The sequence below is a fragment of the Mycolicibacterium llatzerense genome (genome assembly GCF_000878195.1).
Lineage (GTDB): Bacteria > Actinomycetota > Actinomycetes > Mycobacteriales > Mycobacteriaceae > Mycobacterium > Mycobacterium llatzerense.
The window spans coordinates 184611-198688 of the sequence record NZ_JXST01000005.1 but is presented as its reverse complement, the minus strand read 5'-3'; the positions used below and the strand labels follow the sequence as shown (position 1 = coordinate 198688).

The 14078-nt window shown below is 67.2% G+C and carries 16 protein-coding genes; 6 read left to right on the top strand and 10 right to left on the bottom strand.

Features of this window, described 5'->3' with window-relative positions:
• Positions 1-776 (bottom strand): TIGR04222 domain-containing membrane protein (locus TL10_RS05490; protein ID WP_192830177.1); only part of this gene is annotated, 776 nt, incomplete at its 3' end.
• A gap of 213 nt (positions 777-989) precedes the next feature.
• Between TL10_RS05490 and TL10_RS05485 the strand changes: the two genes are divergently transcribed.
• Both TL10_RS05485 and TL10_RS05480 read left to right on the top strand, forming a co-directional pair.
• On the top strand, positions 990-1826 hold the full coding sequence (locus TL10_RS05485) for an SDR family NAD(P)-dependent oxidoreductase (RefSeq protein ID WP_043984850.1): 837 nt from the start codon (positions 990-992) through the stop codon (positions 1824-1826).
• A gap of 28 nt (positions 1827-1854) precedes the next feature.
• Positions 1855-2685 (top strand): SDR family NAD(P)-dependent oxidoreductase, encoded by an 831-nt coding sequence (locus TL10_RS05480; protein ID WP_043984813.1) that lies wholly within the window; start codon positions 1855-1857, stop codon positions 2683-2685.
• Positions 2686-2991: 306 nt separating this feature from the next.
• Here the strand turns inward: TL10_RS05480 and TL10_RS05475 are convergent, their stop codons facing one another.
• Together TL10_RS05475 and TL10_RS05470 are read right to left on the bottom strand one after the other, a co-directional pair.
• Positions 2992-3852 carry a glycine betaine ABC transporter substrate-binding protein gene (locus TL10_RS05475; RefSeq protein ID WP_081936674.1) on the bottom strand — a complete coding sequence of 287 codons (861 nt, stop codon included), beginning with the start codon at positions 3850-3852 and terminating at the stop codon, positions 2992-2994.
• Positions 3853-3857: 5 nt separating this feature from the next.
• Positions 3858-5000 carry an NAD(P)-dependent malic enzyme gene (locus TL10_RS05470; RefSeq protein ID WP_043395937.1) on the bottom strand — a complete coding sequence of 381 codons (1143 nt, stop codon included), beginning with the start codon at positions 4998-5000 and terminating at the stop codon, positions 3858-3860.
• Positions 5001-5136: 136 nt separating this feature from the next.
• Here TL10_RS05470 and corA point away from each other — a divergent pair, with 136 nt between their 5' ends.
• Together corA and TL10_RS05460 are read left to right on the top strand one after the other, a co-directional pair.
• Complete coding sequence (corA, locus tag TL10_RS05465) at positions 5137-6243, top strand: magnesium/cobalt transporter CorA (protein ID WP_043395440.1); 1107 nt, start codon at positions 5137-5139, stop codon at positions 6241-6243.
• 88 nt (positions 6244-6331) lie between these two features.
• On the top strand, positions 6332-6610 hold the full coding sequence (locus tag TL10_RS05460) for a hypothetical protein (RefSeq protein ID WP_043395442.1): 279 nt from the start codon (positions 6332-6334) through the stop codon (positions 6608-6610).
• Here TL10_RS05460 and TL10_RS05455 read toward each other — a convergent pair.
• From TL10_RS05455 to TL10_RS05430, 6 genes are all read right to left on the bottom strand, one after another.
• Entirely contained in the window at positions 6607-7203 is a 597-nt protein-coding gene (locus TL10_RS05455) for a suppressor of fused domain protein (RefSeq protein WP_043984811.1), read from the bottom strand. The two genes, TL10_RS05460 and TL10_RS05455, sit on opposite strands and share 4 nt — an antisense overlap.
• Entirely contained in the window at positions 7200-8375 is a 1176-nt protein-coding gene (locus TL10_RS05450) for an ABC transporter ATP-binding protein (protein ID WP_043984810.1), read from the bottom strand. The genes TL10_RS05455 and TL10_RS05450 overlap by 4 nt, the downstream gene beginning before the upstream one ends.
• 3 nt (positions 8376-8378) lie before the next feature.
• Entirely contained in the window at positions 8379-9215 is an 837-nt protein-coding gene (locus tag TL10_RS05445; protein WP_043395448.1) for a carbohydrate ABC transporter permease, read from the bottom strand.
• A gap of 1 nt (position 9216) precedes the next feature.
• Entirely contained in the window at positions 9217-10131 is a 915-nt protein-coding gene (locus TL10_RS05440) for a carbohydrate ABC transporter permease (RefSeq protein WP_043984809.1), read from the bottom strand.
• Positions 10128-11537: an ABC transporter substrate-binding protein gene (locus TL10_RS05435; RefSeq protein ID WP_192830182.1), complete on the bottom strand. Its 1410-nt coding sequence runs from the start codon at positions 11535-11537 to the stop codon at positions 10128-10130. Before TL10_RS05435 ends, TL10_RS05440 begins: the two co-directional genes overlap by 4 nt.
• Positions 11538-11650: 113 nt before the next feature.
• Complete coding sequence (locus tag TL10_RS05430; protein WP_043395450.1) at positions 11651-12151, bottom strand: general stress protein; 501 nt, start codon at positions 12149-12151, stop codon at positions 11651-11653.
• 80 nt (positions 12152-12231) lie between these two features.
• Here TL10_RS05430 and TL10_RS31170 point away from each other — a divergent pair, with 80 nt between their 5' ends.
• Together TL10_RS31170 and TL10_RS05420 are read left to right on the top strand one after the other, a co-directional pair.
• Positions 12232-12867: a DUF4190 domain-containing protein gene (locus tag TL10_RS31170; protein ID WP_157850350.1), complete on the top strand. Its 636-nt coding sequence runs from the start codon at positions 12232-12234 to the stop codon at positions 12865-12867.
• Between the two features lie 5 nt (positions 12868-12872).
• On the top strand, positions 12873-13094 hold the full coding sequence (locus TL10_RS05420) for a DUF4190 domain-containing protein (RefSeq protein WP_131630680.1): 222 nt from the start codon (positions 12873-12875) through the stop codon (positions 13092-13094).
• A 9-nt stretch (positions 13095-13103) separates the two neighbouring features.
• On the opposite strand, the gene TL10_RS05415 is transcribed toward TL10_RS05420, so the two are convergent.
• A complete protein-coding gene (locus tag TL10_RS05415) occupies positions 13104-14069 on the bottom strand; it encodes an HpcH/HpaI aldolase/citrate lyase family protein (protein ID WP_043984806.1) in 966 nt (321 codons plus the stop codon).
• Positions 14070-14078: the final 9 nt, after the last annotated feature.

Sequence of the window (14078 nt, the reverse complement as noted above, 5' to 3'; positions counted from 1 at the left end):
CTGCCGGCGGCGACGAACAGCGCACTCCGCAGATCGGGGTCGGTCAGCGCCGCGAAGCCCAACAGCGCCACACCCATCACCTGCGCCGACCCGAGCACCGAACCGTCCGCTACGCGCGCGTCGTACTCCTCGCGAACAGCTTCCAGCTCCCGCCGCCCGTCCGCCGTCGGGCGATACCCGGCGCCCACCGCGGCCATGCACCAGACGATCAACGACACCAACGCCGTCACCACCAGGACGGCAATCAGTACACCGACGGGACGGTGGAGCTCAGCACCGTTGATCGCCCGGACGACGCCGACCACCCACACCGCACCAGGCAGCAGCGCGACGACGCGGCAGAGCACCACCCGGACGCCCGTGGGTAGCAAGCCTTCGGCTCTCAGATGCTCACCAACCGCGGAAACCTGCGGATGGTCACGCAGTCCTTTGATACGTCGTCTCCCCGCTGAACCGGTCTCGCGCGCGGCCTCGAGCACCGCTTCCTCCACCGCGTCGCGACCGATGGAACCCGCGGCGACCGTCAGCCCGCCCTCCCGAGCGACGAGCATCCGGCCGCTCAAGACCGTCTGCGCGATCGCGGTATCCACGACTCTCCTCGGACCACCCGCAAGAAACGCCGCCCGATAAGCGTCATCGAGCGGCCTACCCACCTGAAGCCCACGAGAACCGGACAGAATCCCTCTGACCCAGAACACCAAAAACACCGCGAGCACATAGACCCCGATGAACTGCACCAGAAAATCCGGTCCGGACAGACCCCACGGTTCGCGCATCGCCCGCCTCCTGTCTACGTTGACATCCCGCCGATGAAGCGGTTTCAGAATGCTCACGACAACAGGCGAAACCGAGCTCAAAGCCCTGGCATCATTGATTTCCTTGCGCGATCCACACATTGGCCGGCAGCGGGCGGCGTCCGCCTCACCCGGAACCGCGGGTATCGGCTAGCCTGACGCCAAGTCATCACGCGCCAACACAAGGGAGTGTTCATGGAGGGCTTCGCCGGAAAAGTCTGCGTCGTCACCGGAGCCGGATCGGGCATCGGCCAGGCGCTCGCCATCGAACTCGCCCGCTCGGGCGCCAAGCTGGCGATCAGCGACGTCAACACCGAAGGCCTCGCCGAGACCGAAGAGCGGATCAAGGCCATCGGCGCTCCCGTCAAGGCCGACCGCCTCAACGTCACCGAGCGCGAAGCCTTCGCGCTGTACGCCGACGCCGTCGCCCAGCACTTCGGCAAGGTCAACCAGATCTACAACAACGCCGGCATCGCCTTCACCGGCGACATTGAGGTCAGCCAGTTCAAGGACATCGAGCGCGTCATGGACGTCAACTTCTGGGGCGTCGTCAACGGCACCAAGGAATTCCTGCCGCACCTCATCGCCTCCGGCGACGGGCACGTCGTCAACGTCTCCAGCGTCTTCGGCCTGTTCGCCGTCCCCGGCCAGGCCGCCTACAACGCCTCCAAGTTCGCCGTCCGCGGCTTCACCGAGGCCCTGCGCCAAGAGATGAAGCTCGCCGGGCACCCGGTCAAGGTCACCACGGTGCACCCCGGTGGCGTGAAGACCGGCATCGCCCGCAACTCCACCGCTGTCGAGGGCCTGGACCCCAAGGAACTGGCCAAGACCTTCGACGCGAAGCTGGCCAAGACCACCCCCGAACGCGCGGCCAAGATCATCCTCGAGGCGGTCCGCAAGGGCCACGCCCGCGTGCTCGTCGGGCCCGACGCCAAGCTGCTGGACCTGATCATCCGGGCCACCGGCTCGGGCGCCTACCAGGACCTGTTCTCGCGCGTCACCTCACGCGTGCTGCCGACACGTTCGCACTGACCCCGTCAACCAACGCAAAGGAGCGTTCATGGAGGGATTCGCCGGCAAGGTCTGCGTGATCACCGGAGCAGGATCGGGCATCGGGCAGGCACTGGCCATCGAACTGGCGCGCTCAGGTGCGCTGTTGGCGATCAGCGACATCGACACCGAGGGCCTGGCCAAGACCGAGGAACAGGTCAAGGCCATCGGCGCCCCGGTGAAGGCCGACCGCCTCAACGTCGCCGAGCGCGAGGCCTTCGCGCTGTACGCCGACGCCGTGGTCAAGCACTTCGGCAAGGTCAACCAGATCTACAACAACGCGGGCATCGCCTTCACCGGTGATCTTGAGGTCAGCCAGTTCAAGGACATCGAGCGGGTCATGGACGTCGACTTCTGGGGCGTCGTGAACGGCACCAAGGTCTTCCTGCCGCACCTGATCGCCTCGGGCGACGGGCACGTCGTCAACGTCTCGAGTATCTTCGGGCTGTTCGCAGTGCCCAGCCAATCCGCTTACAACGCAGCCAAATTCGCGGTGCGCGGTTTCACCGAGGCGCTGCGCCAGGAGATGAAGCTGGCCGGGCACCCGGTCAAGGTCACCACGGTGCACCCCGGCGGTATCAAGACCAACATCGTGCGGAACTCGACCGCGGCCGCGGACATCGACTCCGCAGGCCTGAACAAACTGTTCGACAAGGGCGCCCTCACCACACCGGAGCGGGCCGCCCAGATCATTCTCGAGTCGGTCCGCAAGGGCCATGCCCGGGTGCTGGTCGGACCGGACGCCAAGATCGTCGACGTGATCGTCCGCATCACCGGGTCGGGCGCCTACCAGGGACTACTCGCGGCCATCGCGGGACGGGTGCTGCCGAGGCTCAGTTAAGTCTTCCGGGCACAGTCGTTTGGCCCTGCCCTCGGGCGCCGAGACCCGAGGCGGCCGGAGGGCAGGGTGGAGTTGTTCACCAACAGCGGCGGGGCGAAAAGTCCCTGAGTGCAACCGGGGCGACGATCCGCGAGTTGTTATTGAACCCAGGAACGTTTCGCGGCGCGGAACGGTGCGTGGCTTCAATCAGGACGCTACTGATCCCCCGGGATTGAAACCACGCACTTCTCACCAGGTTTACCCACCGCTGGTCAGCAGCGCCATTGCGTGTGGATCACCGGCGATCGCCGCGGATTGACAGCTCGGCTAGTGGTCCAGCGGGTGCTGGGCCAACCACGCACCCGCTACCGCCGCCGGATCGGCGCCCTTGTCGACCTGACCGATCAGGTCGGTCAGCGTCGCGGTGTCGAGTTCGCCGGCAATTCCGTTGAGCGCCAACACCTGTTGCTCAGCCAGGACATTGCGCCGGTACAACGGCACCACGTTCTCGGCGCGGATCAGTGCGGTCCGGTCGGTCAGTACCGTCACGCCCGACGGTGCCGTCGGCGCTGCGGTCGAGGTCCAGGCCAATGTCACCGCACCGGCTTTCAGCGCAGCGAAAAGGCTTGCGGTGTCTGTGAATTCACGGGCAGCCGGCAGGACGCAGTCCCCTACCCGAGCCGGGTGGGCGGCACCCGTCACCACTCCGACGGACAGTCCGCCGCAATGGCCCGGCAGGGCCGCGACATCCTTTGTGCCCCAGCGGTCGGCCGTCGCCGCAGTAACCGCGACAGCCGGCTTGTCCTGCGCTGAAGCGGTGTAATCGGCAGCGGCCACCCCTTCGGGCAGCGCCGAGATCATCGACCGATACACCTGCTCGTCGGCCCGCGCAGCGGCGTGCGGGACGAACCTGGCGAGCAGTTCGCCGGTCAGGCCCGGCGCGACCGTGACGTCGGCGGAATCAAGGGCCCCAACAGGATCCGGGACCAGATGCACGCGGGTCGGGATACCGAAATATCCCAGCGCCGCCGAGTACAGATGGGCCAGCAGCTTCGACTCGGGCGTCGGCGCCGCGCCGACGGTCAACGCCGGCGGCCCCGGCACGGATTGCCCGGTGCTGCAGCCCGCCGTCGTCGCGGTGATCAGTGCGGCCAGCGCCACACTGCCCACCGCGACCCGGCGGCTCACGATGCTCAGGCTTGCGACGCGGCGGCCACTGCGGCCGCCACGGCCGGACCCACGCGCGGGTCGAGCGCGCTGGGCACGATGTAGTCGACGGACAGATCGTCACCGACGACCGAGAAGATGGCTTCTGCGGCAGCCACTTTCATGGCCTCGGTGATGCGACGGGCACCGGCGTCCAGGGCCCCGCGGAACACACCGGGGAACGCCAGCACGTTGTTGATCTGGTTCGGGAAGTCGCTGCGGCCGGTCGCCACCACGGCGGCGTACTTCTTGGCGACGTCCGGGTGGATCTCCGGATCAGGGTTGGACAGCGCGAACACGATGCCGTTCGGGGCCATCGTGGCGATGAGCTCTTCGGGCACCAGACCGGCAGAGACGCCGAGGAAGACGTCGGCGCCGTCGAGCGCCTCGGCGACACCGCCGGTGATGCCGCGCGGGTTGGTGCGGCCGGCGAGTTCGGCCTTGAAGGAGTTGAGGTCTTCGCGGCCGGAGTGCACGACGCCCTTGCTGTCGAGCACGACGATGTCGCGAATGCCGCTGGCCAGCATGATGTTGGTGCAGGCCACGCCGGCCGCACCGGCGCCGGACACCACGACCTTGAGGTCGTGCATGTCGCGCTCGAGCACCTTGGTGGCGCCCAGCAGCGCTGCGAGCACCACGATGGCGGTGCCGTGCTGGTCGTCATGCATGACGGGGCAGTCCAGCGCCTCGATGACGCGGCGCTCGATCTCGAAACATCGCGGCGCGGAGATGTCCTCCAGGTTCACGGCGCCGAACGTCGGACGCAGCCGGATCAGGGTCTCGACGATCTCGTCGGGGTCCTTGGTGTCCAGCACGATCGGGATGGAATCCAGCCCGCCGAAGGTCTTGAACAGGGCACTCTTGCCCTCCATGACCGGCAGAGAGGCCGCCGGGCCGATGTCTCCGAGGCCGAGCACGGCGCTGCCGTCACTGACGACCACGACCAGGCGGTTGGCCCAGGTGTACTTCTTGGCCAGGGTCGCATCAGCGGCGATGGCGCGGCTGACCTGGGCGACACCCGGGGTGTAGGCGATCGACAACGCACGCTGGGTATCCAGCGGCTCGTTGAGGGCTACGGAGAGCTTGCCCCCTTCGTGGGCGGCGAAAATTTCCGCATCATCGATGACCACCTGGGGTGTGCGCACAGCACCTGACTTATCTGACACCGCGTCAGGCTACTTCACACAAAAGCTACCCGCCGGTTACGCGTAGCATTTGCCACTGGTCTATTGGTCGAGAAAGTCCGCCCCACGGGAGGTCAGCCGCATGCCCTCGTTCCGCGCACTACAACCGTCGAATTTCCGCCCGACCCCGAAAAAGGCCCCCACCGGCCCCGATGCCAGCTCCATCCACGTGCCGGTCGCACGCGCGACGGTGGATTGCGGCGTCTACTCCATGGGCTCGCGCCTGCCCGGCAAATACACCCACGGCGCCGCCGTCGCGAAGGTGCGCGAACTGCGCGCGGCCGGCGCGGAGGCGTTTGTGTGGATCGGGCTCCACGAGCCCGATCACCACCAGATGCAAGCCGTCGCCGACGTCTTCGGCCTGCACGAACTGGCAGTCGAGGACGCGGTCTGCGCTCATCAGCGGCCCAAGCTGGAACGGTACGACCAGACCCTGTTCCTGGTGCTCAAGACCGTCAGCTACGTCGAGCACGAGTCGGTGGCCAACGCCAGGGAGATCGTCGAGACCGGCGAGATCATGGTGTTCGTCGGACCCGACTTCGTGGTGACCGTCCGGCACGGTGAGCACAGCGGACTGGCCGGGGTGCGACACCGGCTGGACGAGTCGCCCACCATCCTCACACTGGGGCCCTACGCGGTGATGCACGCCATCGCCGACCATGTGGTGGACAGCTATCTGGATGTCACCTCGCTCGTCGAGACAGACATCGACGCCGTCGAGCAGACCGTCTTCTCCTCACGCGCCCAAACCGACATCGAGAGCATCTACCTGCTCAAGCGCGAAGTGGTCGAGTTGCGGCACTCGGTGAACCCGCTGACCATGGCGCTGCAGCGACTGCTGTCCGACCACAACGACCTGATCTCCAAGGAAGTCCGCCGCTACATCCGCGACGTGCATGACCACAACAGTCAGGCCGCCGACCAGATCACCGGGTTCGACGATCTACTGAGCTCGCTGGTGCAGGCCGCACTGGGCAAGGTCGGGATGGAGCAGAACGCGGACATGCGCAAGATCTCGGCGTGGGTCGCCATCGCCGCCATGCCCACCATGATCGCCGGCATCTACGGCATGAACTTCGACAACATGCCCGAACTGCATTGGCACTACGGGTATTTCGGGGTGCTGACGTTGATGGTGCTGGTGTGCACGGGGTTGTACCGGACATTCCGGCACAACCACTGGCTGTAGCTGTGTGAGCTTCCGGCAATCTGGCGCTCAGCGAGCGGCCTCTAGCAAAACGGACCACCGGTAACAACCAATCGGGCATGATCTTCCAATGAAAATTGGGAGCAAGTCCACCGTCGTCGCGTTGGTCGTTGCCAGTGGTGTGCTCACCGGCATCACCGCACCCGCCGCCCACGCCAACGGCGCGGACGCCGTCATCAGAGACCTCGAAGCCGAGGGCTATACCGTCAGACTCAACTGGCTCAACGGGAACAAGCCCACGTTGCTGCCCCGCTGCACGGTGGTCCGGGTCAACAACCCGTCCTCCGACGAACCTGCCGAAGGCGACGTCGTGTGGGCTGATGTCGCCTGCCCGAACAACACGTCTTAAGGGCGTGGTTCCGCGGCCCGGCGCCGCTGATCGAGGACGTCGACGCCGTCCTGCTGCCACGCATCGCGCATGGCGTCGGCGCCTTTGAGCCGCACCCAGGCGGCCTCGGTGGCGGTGATCGGGGTGGCGGTCAGGATCCGCACCGGCTGGTAGGGCTCGGGCAGTTCGACATCGCCGATCTCACTGGCGCCCAACAGGAATGCGGTGAACGCGGCACCTTGCCACACGGGTTCCTGTAGGTCGATCAGGGCGTCGGGCTCCAGGATCAGGCCTTCGACGGCCGGCGCCGATGCCAGCACCGCGATCGAGCGGGCCAGCCCCGGCGGCGTGGGGCCACGCAGTGACAGCACCGCTTCCGCCCGGGGACCGCTGATCCCATCGGCCATCATGTCCGTCGGGTCCGCCATGGGGTATCGCGAGCACCCTTGGGAGGCATAGTGATACACGTCGCTGTCGGTCGGTCCGTAGCGCAGCACCTCGATGGGATCGGCACCGAGAAAGGTGACGCTGGCCCCCACCGGTTCGGCGGTGCTGCCGCGGCCGGCGAAATACGCCGTCACGTGGGCCTTTACCGCTCCGAGGACGTCGGTCACTGCGGTAGCGACAGGTTGCGACCCGTCGCCGGATCGAACAGGGTCAGTTTGGACGTGTCGAGGGCCAGCTCGACCTTGCCGCCCGCCGTCGCAGACGACTTGGCCGAAACCCTTGCCACATAAGTGTTCTCACTCGATCCGGCGTCGGCGGTGTCGTCAGCCAGCTCGTCCAGCTGGGCAGCTTGAGCGCCGGCACCGTCGATCCGGAAGTGCACGTACTTGTCCGCGCCGAGCGATTCCACCAGCTCGGCATCGACCTCGAAGGTCAGCGACTGGATGCGCGCGTAGGCGTCGATCACCGAGGCGTCGTCGAACTGCTCCGGACGCACACCCGCGATGAGGTCGGCCGACGGCCGGTGCTGGTCCAGCGCCGCGCGGGCCTCGTCGCTCAGGGTGACTTCACCGAACGGGAGTTCCACCCCGACGTCGGTCCGGGTGGCCGGGAAGAAGTTCATCGACGGGGAGCCGATGAAGCCGGCGACGAACAGGTTCGCCGGCTGGTTGTACAGCTCGTCGGGGGTGCCGATCTGTTGCGCGACACCGCCGCTCATCACGACCACCCGGTCACCCAGCGTCATCGCCTCGGTCTGGTCGTGGGTGACGTAGACGGTGGTGGTGCCCAGCCGGGCCTGCAGCCGGGCGATCTCGGTGCGCATCTGCACCCGCAGCTTGGCATCCAGGTTGGACAGCGGCTCGTCCATCAGGAAGGCCTTGGGGCTGCGCACGATGGCGCGTCCCATCGCCACGCGCTGGCGCTGGCCACCGGACAGTTGGGCGGGCCTACGGTCCAGAAGTGCGGTCAGGTCAAGGATTTTCGCGGTCTCCTCGACCTTGGCCGCGATGTCGGCCTTCGGCATCTTGGCGAGGGTCAGCGGGAACGCGATGTTCTGCCGCACCGTCATATGCGGGTACAACGCATACGACTGGAACACCATCGCGATGTCCCGGTCCCGGGGCTCCTTCTCGTTGACCCGCTCGCCACCGATACGCAGTTCGCCGGAGCTGATGTCCTCCAGCCCGGCAATCATGTTGAGCGTCGTCGACTTTCCGCACCCCGACGGCCCGACCAGGATCAGGAACTCACCGTCGGCGATGGTCAGCGACAGGTCCTGCACGGCGGTCGCCCCACCGGTGTAACTCTTGGTGACGTGGTCCAAAACGATTTCGGCCATGAACTACCCCTTAACCGCACCGGACGTCAGGCCCGCGACGATCCGTCGTTGGAAGATCAGAACAAAGATGATGATGGGCACCGTGATGACCATGGCCCCGGCCGCGATGGAACCGGTCGGCTCCTCGAATTGCGAACTGCCCGTGAAGTTCGCGATGGCCACCGGCGCGGTGATGGCCCGCTGCGTGGCCGTCAACGACAACGCCAGCAGCAGGTCGTTCCAGGCAAAGATGAACACCAGGATCGCCGCGGTGACGATGCCGGGCGCGGCCAGGGGCGCGATCACCTTCCGGAAGGCCTGCCCCGGCGTGGCGCCGTCCATCTTGGCGGCCTTCTCCAAATCCCAAGGGATTTCCCGGAAGAACGCCGACAGGGTGTAGATCGCCAGCGGCAGCGCGAAGGTGATGTACGGCAGGATCAGGCCCGGCCAGGTGTCGAACAACCCAACGGTGCGCTCGATGTTGAACAGCGGTGTCACCAGGGAGATCTGGGGGAACATCGAGATCAACAAGGCCAGACCGACCAGCAGCCGCTTACCCGGAAAGTCCAGGCGGGCCACGGCGTAGGCGGCCATGCCACCGATCGTCACGGCGATGGCGGTGGTGATCAACCCGATGCCGATCGAGTTGATCAGTGCCGAACCGAAGCCGCCGCCGGTGAAGATGCCCTTGTAGTTGTCGAACGTGATCTGACGCGGAATCAGGTTGCCGTCCTTGACCGTTGACGTCGGCTTGAGTGACAGCGAGAAAATCCAGAGCACCGGTAGCAGCGCGTAGACCACCACCAGGACGTTGACCACACCCCAGCCGGCCAGCCGGCCGCCACGTGTCTGATCGCTCATCTCAGCGCACCTCGGCTTCCGCACCGGGCGCCGCGGCACCGAAAATCTTGATGTAGATGAACGCGATGATCGCGACAGTGGCGAAGATCAGCACGCTGATCGCCGAGCCGAGCCCGATGTTGAACGCCTTGAACAGGTTGTCGTAACCCAGGATCGACACCGAGCCGGTGTTGTTGGTGCCGCCCGTGAGCACGTAGATGTTGTCGAAGATGCGGAACGCGTCCAGCGTGCGGAACAGCAGGGCCACCAGGATCGCCGGTTTCATCAGCGGCAGAGTCACTTTGGCGAACCGCTGCCAGCGGCCGGCGCCGTCCATCTGGGCGGCGTCGAGCAGGTCCTGGGGCACCAGCACCAGTCCGGCCAACAGCAGCAGCGACATGAACGGGGTGGTCTTCCACACCTCGGCGAGCACCACGATGGCCAGCGACGGCAACTGCTCGGTAAGCGGCGCGGTGCCCGTGGGCAGCAGGTTCGCGAGGTACCCGGTGCCCGGCGTCCACGCGTAATACCAACTGTAGGAAGCGGCTACGGTCACGATGCCGTACGGAATGAGGATGGCGGTGCGCACCACGGAGCTGCCGAACATGGTCCGGTGCATCACCACCGCCAGCGCCATGCCGAGCACGAACTCGATGGCCACCGACACCACCGTGATGCCGAGGGTGACCACGAAGGCCGTCCACCAGTAGTGGTCGGTGAGGATCGTCGCGTAGTTGTCCAGCCCGACGAACCGGGTTTCGGTCGGCGCCGCCAGGTTGTCCCGGTGCAGGCTCAGCCACACCGCGTAGGCGACGGGGTACGCCGCGACCGCCAGCATCACCAGCACGGCGGGTGCGATCAATGAATACGCGAGTCGGCGCTCGGGGTTGTCGACACGGCCCGGAGCCGGTTTGTTCGCTCGGCGAGCCTCGCTCACGGGATCAGCCCCTTGCCGTCGATCGCCTGTTGCACCTCGGCGGCCAGTTTGTCGGCGGTGCGCTCCGGGTCGATCTTGGTGATCGGGGCCAGCGTCGCCGAAATCCGTGTCGACACCGCCTGATACTGCGGCGTGGCCGGCCGGACCGCCGCATCGGCGAGCTGACGACGGATCACCGCGTACTGCGGGTACTTGGCCTGGAACTTGGCATCGTCATACAGCGACGCGCGGACCGCGGGCAGCCCGCCCTCCACCGACGTGAACTGCTGGTTGGTCGCGCTGCGCATGCACCGAATGGCCTCGAAGGCCTCGGCCTTGTGCGTACTGGTCTTGCTCACAGCAAGATTCAGCCCACCGATGGTGACCTTCGCCGGCACATCGGGTTGCACCGACGGATAGTCCGCGAAGCCGAACACCTTCTTGCTCTCGTCGTAGGCGGTGGTGAACTGCGCATCGTCGGGTGCGAACGTGCCGACGTCGTTGATGGCGCTCTTGAGCTCCGCGCGCTCGTCGAGCGGCAGGAACGGCACACCGCCCTTGACGGCGTTCTCCAGCAGCGACGGCAGCACGAACGGCCAGTTCACCTCTAGCGCGGCCTTGCCCTGCTCGAGAGCGAGCCGCGCCGTCCCCTCGTCGGTCTGGGTGATCGACGGGTCGGCGCCGGGTGCGGTGGCCACCGACTTGATGACCTGCAGCGCCTTGACGGTCGCGGCGCGGTGCTCAGGGGTGTCGGTCAAGGTGACGGTCTTTCCGTCGTCGGACAGCACGCTGCCGCCGGCACTGGTCAGCAAGGTGTTGAACCAGACCACCAGGCCCTCGTACTGCTTGGCCTGCACGGCGATCCAGCTGGGTCCCCCGGCGGCATGCAGCCGCGTCGCCTGCGCCACCATGTCGTCCCAGGTGGCCGGCGCTTCGGGCAGCAGATCGGCCCGGTACCAGAGCATTTGGGTGTTGGTCGTGATGGGCGCGGCGAACAGCCGGCCCTGCCACTGCGCGGTCTTCAGCGGTCCGGGCAGGGTGTCGTCGGCGGCGTCGGCTTCCGCTTTTCCGGCCGGGTCGTCGGCCAGCGGCACCGCCCAGCCGGCCTCGGCGAACTCGGCGGTCCACACGACGTCCAGGCCCATGATGTCGAGGTTCTTGTCGTTGCCGGTCAGCCGGCGCGCCAGTTGCAGCCGCTGATCGTCGGCGCCCTTGGGCAGACTGACCTGCTTGATGCTGAAACGGCCGCCGAGTTCGGCGTTGCACCGCCTGGCGAGGGCCGAGAATGTCGCCTTCTCATTGGCCGACGTGTAGACACTGACGACGGTGCCGCCCGCACCCGAACCGCAGGCGGAGACCAACGTGGCGGCCGTGCACGCCGCAGCACCCGCTGCCAGCGCAGCCCGCAGCTTTCCCGCGCGCACCACGGACGCCTCCTGTCTCACGGGAACCTCCCGCGCGCAAACCGTAGAGCGCAGCGGGTGTGCCGTGCAACATATCGCCGCCATAGGTGCGGATCAGGCGGCAGGGCCGCCGCCCGCTACAGCGACAGGCGCCCCAGCAGGTCGCGGCCCTGTTCGGCACACACCGGGTCGCACAGGACGTCGTAGCGTCCCGCGACCAGCTGCATGGTGGAGCTGAAATCCCTTGTGCCGCGGGACATCGCGTACTGCACGCCCGAGGTGATCAAGCCGAAGAACACACCGGCGATCAGGCCGGTGAGCAACGAACCCCACGCGTTGGTGCCGAAAAACCCCAGCACCAGCCCGATGAACAGGCCCAGCCACGCCCCGGTCAGGATGCCGCCGCCCAGCACGCGCGGCCAGGTGAGCCGCCCGGTGACCCGCTCGACCTGCATCAGGTCGACGCCCACGATGGTCACGTGCTGCACCGGAAACTGTTGGTCTGACAGGTAATCGACGGCCCGCTGCGCCTCGGCGTAGGTCGGGTACGACCCGATGGGCCAGCCCTTCGGCGGAGTCGGCAATCCGGGCTGTCCACCCGGGCCCGGGGTCCGGTCGGGTTGCAGCGGATTCGTCATGCTCCTGGTCTCCTGTCAGTCGCCGCGGAACGCACTTCGGCTACCACGATGCCATGATCTCTTAGGCTAGGTTGGTCGGCATGACAAGTCCGGGCGGGGAGTCGGGGCAGCCCTCTTGGGGTCCGTCGCGCCCGGCTGATCCGGTCCGCCCGCCGTCCGGTACCGACGCCGAAGCGACCAGTGACTATCCGGTGTACGAGTACCCGGCTGTCGAAGAGCCCGGACCCACCTCCGCCCCCTGGCAGCAGGGGCCGCCCGCACCGGCACCAGTGCCTCAGCCGCAGCCACCGACGGGTCTGTTCCCCGCGCCTCCCGGTCCACCGCCACCAGGCTTCTACGGTGCCCCGCCCGCCGGGCCATACGGCCCACCGCCAGGAATGGCACCGCCCGGATATCCGCCGCCGGGATACCTGCCGCCCCCGCTGTACTCGTCGTACCCGCCACCGCCGTCGAACGACGGGATGGCCATCGGATCACTGGTGTGCTCGCTGGTCGCGCTGCCGCTCTATTTCATGTGCTTCATCGGTCCGGTCGTCTCGCTGCTGGGCATCGTGCTCGGCATCGTGGCCATGATGCAGAGCAAGGGCCGGCCACCGACCAGCGGCCGGACCATGGCCATCTCGGGCATCGCCATCGGTGGCGCGTCCATCGTCATCGGCCTGCTCGGCTTCGTGCTGTTCTACGACTGGGCGATACACCAAGACCCGAACGTGTGATCGGCGTGCGGGTGAACCGACTGGCGATCGGCTCGGTCGTGTGCGCACTGGCCGGCGCGGTGTTCGGCCCCATCGCGCTCATCGGCGTCGGACTCGGTGTGGTCGCCTACGAGCGCATTCCCGGCAGCGGCACCCGCGGCAGCGTCCTGGCCGTGAGCGGCATCGTGTGCGGCGCCCTGGCTTTTCTGCTCAACCTGTTCCTGGTCGTACTGGTCCTCGGCGCGTAGCCGGTCCGCTCACGCCGGCGGAGTGAACCGTTCGCCGGTGCGCGTCATCCCGGCGGCACGTCCCTTGCCCGCGATCACCAGCGCCATCTTGCGGCTGGCCTCGTCGATCATCTCGTCGCCGAGCAGCACCGCGCCGCGGGCTCCGCCGGCCTGCGAGGTGTGCCATTCATAGGCCTCGAGGATCAGCTCGGCATGGTCGTAGTCGGCCTGGCGCGGACTGAAGATCTGGTTTCCGGCGGCGATCTGGTCGGGGTGCAGCACCCACTTCCCGTCGTACCCCAGCGCCGCGGTCTGCCCGGCAACGCGCGTGAACGCCTCGGTGTCCTTCACCTTGAAATATGGGCCGTCGATGGCATTGATGCCGTGCGCCCGCGCCGCCACCAGGATCGTCATCAGCACGTGGTGATAGGCGTCGCCGACGCCGTAGCCGACGGGCTGCTCCCCGACGACCAGGGTGCGCATGTTCAGGCTGGCCATCAGATCGCCCGGCCCGAAGATCAGCGCCTGCACCCGCGGCCCGCCGGCGATGGAGTCGGCGTTGGTGAGCCCCTTGGCGTCCTCGATCTGGGCCTCGATGCCGATGCGGCCGACGGGCAATCCGTGCGCGCGCTCCAGCTGGGTCAGCAACAGATCGAGGGCCTGCACGTGCGAGACGTCGCTGACCTTCGGCAACACGATGACGTCCAACTCGCCGCCGCCGCGCGCCACCGCGGTGACCACCTCGATCACGTCGGCGTGCGTCCACGGTGTGGTCCAGTCGTTGACCCGAAGACCGCGCAGCTGGCCCGCCCAACCCGGCTCGCACAGCGCCTGCGCCACCCGGGTTCGCGCCGCGGCCTTCGCGTCGGCCGCCACCGCGTCTTCGAGGTCGAGGAACACCTGGTCGGCGGGCAACGTCTTGGCCTTGGCGATCATCTTGTCGCTGCTGCCGGGAACCGACAGGCAGGTACGGCGGGGCCGATACTGGTTCTCCACAACCCCACT